Raw genomic sequence first — 7,708 nt, 5'->3', positions numbered from 1 at the left:
GGCTGGATCACCTCCTTTCTATGGAGAATCGTTTCCTGCAACGGAAACATTCAAATATGAAGCGTAAGCTTCAAAATTCATCATTCCATTTGTTCAGTTTTGATGGAACTTGTGAGGGGCCATAGCTCAGCTGGGAGAGCGCCTGCCTTGCACGCAGGAGGTCAGCGGTTCGATCCCGCTTGGCTCCACCAATTACAATTTCATCATAAACTGTAAGAGAATCGTTAACTCCTTGGAGATTGATTGATAATCAAACAGCCTTGCACCTTGAAAACTGGATACCGAAACGAAATTGCGTTTTAGAATATTCCTTTAAGCTGATCTTGTGTAAACAAGTGAAATAAAGGTAGCAGGTAAGGAAAGATCTTTTGCCTCTGGCAAAAATCATTCTTTATCGAACATCGACATGTTCTTTCTTGGAAAGAAAAGTCTAGGTTAAGCTACAAAGAGCACACGGAGGATGCCTAGGCGCCAGGAGCCGACGAAGGACGTGGCGAACAACGATAAGGCCTCGGGGAGCTGTAAGCAAGCTTTGATCCGGGGATGTCCGAATGGGGAAACCCGGCTGTCTTCATCGACAGTCACTTTCTGCTGAATACATAGGCAGAATAGAGGCAGACCAGGGGAACTGAAACATCTAAGTACCCTGAGGAAGAGAAAACAATAGTGATTCCGTCAGTAGCGGCGAGCGAACGCGGATTAGCCCAAACCAAGGAGCTTGCTCCTTGGGGTTGTGGGACGTCTCACATGGAGTTACAAAGGAACCGGTTAGATGAAGAGGTCTGGAAAGGCCCGCCAGAGAAGGTAAAAGCCCTGTAGTTCAAAACTGGTTCTCTCCGAGACGGATCCCGAGTAGTGCGGGGCACGTGAAACCCCGTATGAATCCGGCAGGACCATCTGCCAAGGCTAAATACTCCCTGGCGACCGATAGTGAAGCAGTACCGTGAGGGAAAGGTGAAAAGCACCCCGGAAGGGGAGTGAAATAGATCCTGAAACCGTGTGCTTACAAGAAGTCAGAGCCCTATGATATTTTCCTTTGGAAAAATCACGGGTGATGGCGTGCCTTTTGTAGAATGAACCGGCGAGTTACGTTCCCGTGCAAGGTTAAGGTGAAGAGCTGAAGCCGCAGCGAAAGCGAGTCTGAATAGGGCGAATGAGTACGTGGACGTAGACCCGAAACCGGGTGATCTACCCCTGTCCAGGGTGAAGGTGCGGTAACACGCACTGGAGGCCCGAACCCACGCATGTTGAAAAATGCGGGGATGAGGTGGGGGTAGCGGAGAAATTCCAATCGAACCCGGAGATAGCTGGTTCTCCCCGAAATAGCTTTAGGGCTAGCCTCGGAAAGAAGAATCGTGGAGGTAGAGCACTGATTGGGTGCGGGGCCCGCAAGGGTTACCAAGCTCAGTCAAACTCCGAATGCCATAGATTTAGTTCCGGGAGTCAGACAGTGAGTGCTAAGATCCATTGTCGAAAGGGAAACAGCCCAGACCATCAGCTAAGGTCCCCAAGTGTGTGTTAAGTGGGAAAGGATGTGGAGTTGCACAGACAACCAGGATGTTGGCTTAGAAGCAGCCACCATTGAAAGAGTGCGTAATAGCTCACTGGTCGAGTGACTCTGCGCCGAAAATGTAACGGGGCTAAACACACCACCGAAGCTATGGCTTGATGCTTGCATCAGGGGTAGGGGAGCGTTGAATGCGGGTTGAAGGTGTACCGTAAGGAGCGCTGGACTGCATTCAAGTGAGAATGCCGGTATGAGTAACGAAAAGATCTGTGAGAATCAGATCCGCCGAAAGCCTAAGGGTTCCTGAGGAAGGTTCGTCCGCTCAGGGTAAGTCGGGACCTAAGGCGAGGCCGATAGGCGTAGTCGAAGGACAACAGGTCGAAATTCCTGTACCACCGTAATCCGTTATGAGCGATGGGGTGACGCAGTAGGGTAGTGACGCGGACGGATGGATGTCCGTCTAAGCAGTGAGGCTGATGTGTAGGCAAATCCGCACATCGTTAAGGCTGGGCTGTGATGGGGAGCGAAAATTGTAGTAGCGAAGGTCATGATCTCAGACTGCCAAGAAAAGCCTCTAGCCAGGAGAAGGTGCCCGTACCGCAAACCGACACAGGTAGGCGAGAAGAGAATTCTAAGGCGCGCGGAAGAACTCTCGTTAAGGAACTCGGCAAAATGACCCCGTAACTTCGGGAGAAGGGGTGCCTCGGTAGGGTGAATAGCCCGAGGGGGCCGCAGTGAAAAGGCCCAAGCGACTGTTTAGCAAAAACACAGGTCTGTGCGAAGCCGCAAGGCGAAGTATACGGGCTGACGCCTGCCCGGTGCTGGAAGGTTAAGGGGAGTGGTAAGCTCGCAAGAGCGAAGCTATGAACCGAAGCCCCAGTAAACGGCGGCCGTAACTATAACGGTCCTAAGGTAGCGAAATTCCTTGTCAGGTAAATTCTGACCCGCACGAATGGCGTAACGACTTGGGCGCTGTCTCAACGAGAGATCCGGTGAAATTTTAATACCTGTGAAGATGCAGGTTACCCGCGACAAGACGGAAAGACCCCATGGAGCTTTACTGCAGCTTGATATTGAATTTGGGTACGATCTGTACAGGATAGGTGGGAGCCGTCGAACTTTGAGCGCCAGCTTGAAGGGAGGCATCCTTGGGATACCACCCTGATCGTATCTAGGTTCTAACTTGGTACCGTGAACCGGTGCGAGGACAGTGTCAGGTGGGCAGTTTGACTGGGGCGGTCGCCTCCTAAAGAGTAACGGAGGCGCCCCAAGGTTCCCTCAGAATGGTTGGAAATCATTCGAAGAGTGCAAAGGCAGAAGGGAGCTTGACTGCGAGACCTACAAGTCGAGCAGGGACGAAAGTCGGGCTTAGTGATCCGGTGGTACCGCATGGAAGGGCCATCGCTCAACGGATAAAAGCTACCCTGGGGATAACAGGCTTATCTCCCCCAAGAGTCCACATCGACGGGGAGGTTTGGCACCTCGATGTCGGCTCATCGCATCCTGGGGCTGAAGTAGGTCCCAAGGGTTGGGCTGTTCGCCCATTAAAGCGGTACGCGAGCTGGGTTCAGAACGTCGTGAGACAGTTCGGTCCCTATCTGTCGTGGGCGTAGGAAATTTGAGAGGAGCTGTCCTTAGTACGAGAGGACCGGGATGGACGTACCGCTGGTGTACCAGTTGTTCCGCCAGGAGCACCGCTGGGTAGCTATGTACGGAAGGGATAAGCGCTGAAAGCATCTAAGCGTGAAGCCCCCCTCAAGATGAGATTTCCCAATTAGTAAGACCCCTTGAAGACGACGAGGTAGATAGGTTGGGGGTGGAAGTGCAGCAATGCATGGAGCTGACCAATACTAATCGGTCGAGGGCTTATCCTAAAAATAAAACGCAAATGAGTTTCGGATCCAGTTTTCAAGGTGTAACCTTGAAGGTATGTAGAAATACATACAACAAGCGCATAGCTATTCATTCACACGATAAGTGATGAAGCGAATATCATACGAAAGAATTTACGATGTAAATTCATGTTTGGTGGCGATAGCGGAGGGGTTCCACACGTACCCATCCCGAACACGACCGTTAAGCCCTCCAGCGCCGATGGTACTTGGACCGCAGGGTCCTGGGAGAGTAGGACGTCGCCAAGCAAAAGTGAAAAGGATGATAATCTCAGTGAGATTATCATCCTTTTTTTATGTGTTTTTGGATGACCGCCTGTTTCTAAGGTTGACAGAGAGAATGGGGTTTGCCACACTCTAAGTGTGTAATCTTTTTATGGATGTCCAAGTATACAAGCGAGGTGACGAAGTTATGGAGATCAGACAATTACAACGTAAGGAATTTGAAGCGGCTATTGAATTATCTCAATATGCTTTTCAGTTTACAATGTCCCTGGAGGATCTGGAGAAAGCCAGGAAGAAGTTCAAACCAGAGCAAACATGGGGAATATTCGACGGACATGACTTGAATGCTAAACTGACTTTGTTACCGCTACAGGTATACATAAACGGTCAGGTTTTTGATATGGGAGGCATTGCTGGTGTGGCAACATGGCCAGAGAAGCGTCGCGGTGGCATGGTATCACGCTTGTTGACGCATGCGCTTGAGGAGATGAAGTCTGCGGGACAAAGCCTTTCTTTTCTGCATCCATTCTCCTTTGCCTTCTATCGTAAATTTGGATGGGAAACGTATATTGAATACAAAAAGTACGTCATTCCCATTGAAAAATTCCCCGCAAAACTTAAAACAGAGGGTACAGTCAAACGCGATATCAAAAATATTTTAGAACTGGACCAAGTGTATCAAGCGTATGCATCTCGTTATAATGGCACGCTGGTACGAGATAAGGAATGGTGGCAAGAGCGGATTTTAAATGAGAACTATCGAACTGTGGTATATTACTCAGCAACAGGCGATCCTCAGGGATATGCACTATACAAAATTGAAGATAAACAGTTGAATTGTGATGAGTTGGTATATGAAAATGTGACGGCTCGTCGGGCTTTATGGACTTATTTTGCAAATCATGACTCCATGATAACCCAAGGCAAATTTATTTACGTTCCAGCAGATGACAATTTACCATTTTTACTCGATGATCCACGAATTCAACAGGAAACTGTGCCTTATTTTATGGGTCGTATTGTGGATGCAGCTGCTTTTGTAGAAAGATACCCTTTTGAACAGCTTGAAGAGGAAACAAGTTTAACCTTAGATCTGACAGATCGGTATGCTCCATGGAATGATGGATTATGGAGATTAACGATTACTACGGAGGGGCAAGGACATCTGGAGAGAGTGGATATAAGCAATTCATCTGAAAACGCCATAGTAGCTGACTTGAAACTTGGGATTCAGTCACTGACGACTCTGATGCTTGGCTATCAGCAGGCTGATGATCTGTATAAGTGGGAGCGGATTGAAGGGAGTAGTGAGTCTGTGTCTGCCCTTAAACGCGTAATACCAGTAAATCAAACGTTTTTATTAGATTTTTTCTGATAAAGGCCTATTTAGATCTTTTAAGCTCATCTTTCAGAGAATATAACTTGTGTGGTTATCATTATTTTCAAAACTCTTTCTGTAATGGGAAGAGTTTTTTTATGGTATTGTATAAAACATAATTAGATTGCGAAAAATGGTATTGACCCCTTGGCAAAAATGAATAATGTGCTATAATGTGAATATAGTCAAAGAAAGTCAAAGTCAATCAAACCTAGTGTGATTCTGTAAAAGTATTATGCTGATGGATTGGCCGTATGAAGTAATTTCGATAGTAAAGAAGCAAACGAGGATTGAAATGATTTGCGTATAGTTAGGAGCTGACTCTTATGAACATAAGAGAAGTGTATGATTAATCGCAAATAAAGGCCACACTAGAGACAAAACGGTACATTTCAATGAATGTAGAACAGGCAATAGCCTAAATACAGCTTAGATTCGTGACTTTACCGTTTGGTTAAGTTCAATATACGGCGGACTCTGTGGAGCGTGAAATGTACTTGAATACTTGCGTTTCCGTTAGTGGAGGATGATGAAATGCGCAATGTTTCCGATATTATTGAACAATATTTGAAGAGTATATTGCTGGAAAGTCCCCAAGGTTTAGTGGAGATTCAGCGTAATGATCTGGCTGACCGCTTTTCCTGCGTGCCGTCGCAAATTAATTATGTAATTAGCACCCGGTTTACGCTGGAAAAAGGCTATGTGGTGGAAAGTAAACGCGGTGGTGGAGGCTACATTCGTATTCAGCGAATTCAGCTACCCGCACAGCATGCCATCCATACACATCTTCATCAGAGCATCGGGGAGGAAATTAGCCAATCAGCAGCAGAAGGACTGATTTATCAGTTAGAGGAAGCCCATTTTTTAAGCAAAAGGGAAGCTAATCTAATGAAGGCTGCTTTATCGAGGGATACATTATTACTGAAGCTTCCCTATCGTGATCAACTGCGAGCAAGATTGCTTAAGGCTATGCTGATCTCATTGCTGGCGACCAAATAATGTGTGAATAGAGACTAATTTTTGGATGTAGGGTGGGTATTAAATCCTGACATTGAAGGAGGTGCTTTTATGCTGTGCCAAGAATGTAATATGCGGCCGGCAACTTTGCATTTCACCAAAATTGTGAATGGCGAAAAGACAGAGTTTCATATTTGTGAGACGTGTGCGAAGGAAAAAGGGGAGATGATCCCTGGAACACCTAACGGCTTTTCAATTCATAGCTTGCTGTCGGGGATGTTGGATTTTGACTCCAGTACAAAGAGCCAGTCACCAGGCCACAGTGGTCCGCAGAACCTGCAATGCAAGGATTGTGGCATGACCTATGCACAGTTTAGTAAGCTGGGACGTTTCGGATGCCCGTCGTGCTATCAATATTTTGGTAATCGTCTGGACCCTCTGTTCAAGCGTGTGCATGGCAGTACGAATCATGTTGGTAAAGTTCCGGTTCGTACTGGTGGCCGACTGAAGGTTAAACGGCAAATTGACGATTTGAAAAAAGAGATGCAACAGCATATTGTACAGGAAGAGTTTGAATCAGCTGCTGAGCTTAGGGATCAAATCAGAGAGCTTGAAAAAGAAATGACTGAAGAGTAAAGTTTGTGAAGAGTAGGAGGGATGCGTAATGCCCAATATTCGGTTTACGGAGAAGCCGCTAAGTGACTGGATGCGTGGTGATGCTGCGGATTCGGAGATTGTCATTAGCAGCCGAGTAAGAATTGCGCGTAACTTGCAGCATCTGCCTTTTCCCATGCTTGCTACCAATCAGCAGTCGGAAGAAGCACTTCAGCGCTTGACGGATATCCTTCAGTATGATGATTTAGACGGTTTTGGTACTTTTCATACGTTGAAAATATCCGAGTTGGATGAGATCGACAAGCAGGTGCTGGTTGAGAAGCATTTGATTAGTCCTAATTTGGCGAACGAATCTCGTAACGGTGCTGTCTTAATTAGCGATGATGAATCGGTTAGTGTTATGATAAACGAAGAGGATCATCTGCGTATCCAGTGCTTATATCCGGGATGTCAGGTTAGAGAAGCTTGGGAACGCGCTATGGTTATTGATGATGCATTTGAAGCGCATGTTGATTATGCATTTGATGATCGGAGAGGTTTTCTAACCAGTTGTCCGACGAATGTCGGCACAGGTATGAGAGCTTCGGTGATGATGCATTTGCCCGCATTAGTCATGACTCATCAAATCAATCGTATATTGTCTGCTGTTTCACAGGTAGGTCTTACAGTTCGCGGCATTTACGGTGAAGGCAGCGAAGCGGTCGGAAATTTGTTTCAGGTATCTAATCAGATTACACTGGGACAAACCGAAGCGGAAATTATTGAGAATCTTCATGGCGTGGTGCTACAAATTATTGAGCACGAGCGTTCTGCCAGAGAAAGGCTAATGAATGAATCTATGCTGCGAATTACAGATCGGGTGATGCGTTCATTCGGTATTTTGTCGTATGCAGCAGTATTGGATTCCAAGGAGGCTGCACAGCGGCTGTCTGATGTACGTCTTGGCGTAGATTTGGGGATTTTGGAGCGTCCTTCCACCGCAGCGATGAATGAGCTGAATGTGATGACACAACCCGGGTTCCTGCAAAAAAGCTTTGGGGATAAAATGAATACCGAAGAGCGCGATATGTACCGGGCGAAGCTGATCCGGCAAAAATTAGGCACAACCCTTTAATATATAAAATGATCTGAAAT

At 46.7% G+C, this 7,708-nt stretch carries 4 protein-coding genes, 1 tRNA gene and 3 rRNA genes (1 of these 8 cut by a window edge); all 8 read left to right on the top strand.

Annotated features, from left to right (window positions below; translation table 11 throughout):
- Window positions 1-18 (top strand): 16S ribosomal RNA (locus MKY98_RS23425); it begins 1,538 nt to the left of the window's first position.
- A gap of 97 nt (window positions 19-115) precedes the next feature.
- A tRNA-Ala gene (locus MKY98_RS23420) sits at window positions 116-191 on the top strand.
- Window positions 192-433: 242 nt separating this feature from the next.
- Window positions 434-3,381 (top strand): 23S ribosomal RNA (locus tag MKY98_RS23415).
- A 150-nt stretch (window positions 3,382-3,531) separates the two neighbouring features.
- A 5S ribosomal RNA gene (rrf, locus tag MKY98_RS23410) occupies window positions 3,532-3,648 on the top strand.
- Together the 16S, 23S and 5S rRNA genes with 1 tRNA gene alongside form the textbook arrangement of a ribosomal RNA operon.
- 163 nt (window positions 3,649-3,811) lie before the next feature.
- Complete coding sequence (locus MKY98_RS23405; RefSeq protein WP_069011502.1) at window positions 3,812-4,999, top strand: GNAT family N-acetyltransferase; 1,188 nt, start codon at window positions 3,812-3,814, stop codon at window positions 4,997-4,999.
- 537 nt (window positions 5,000-5,536) lie between these two features.
- Window positions 5,537-6,001, top strand: a complete 465-nt coding sequence (locus tag MKY98_RS23400; RefSeq protein ID WP_013312188.1) for a CtsR family transcriptional regulator — start codon at window positions 5,537-5,539, stop codon at window positions 5,999-6,001.
- Window positions 6,002-6,070: 69 nt separating this feature from the next.
- The gene (locus tag MKY98_RS23395; protein WP_069011501.1) at window positions 6,071-6,595 is read left to right on the top strand and encodes a UvrB/UvrC motif-containing protein; all 525 of its coding nucleotides are present in this window, start codon (window positions 6,071-6,073) and stop codon (window positions 6,593-6,595) included.
- 28 nt (window positions 6,596-6,623) lie between these two features.
- Window positions 6,624-7,688 (top strand): protein arginine kinase, encoded by a 1,065-nt coding sequence (locus MKY98_RS23390; protein ID WP_069011500.1) that lies wholly within the window; start codon window positions 6,624-6,626, stop codon window positions 7,686-7,688.
- Window positions 7,689-7,708 lie beyond the last annotated feature (20 nt).

This window comes from Paenibacillus sp. FSL M8-0228 (assembly GCF_038007385.1).
Classification (GTDB): Bacteria; Bacillota; Bacilli; order Paenibacillales; family Paenibacillaceae; genus Paenibacillus; species Paenibacillus polymyxa_D.
Note: the sequence above shows the minus strand (reverse complement) of the source record. Positions and strands in the feature narration are given on the sequence as shown.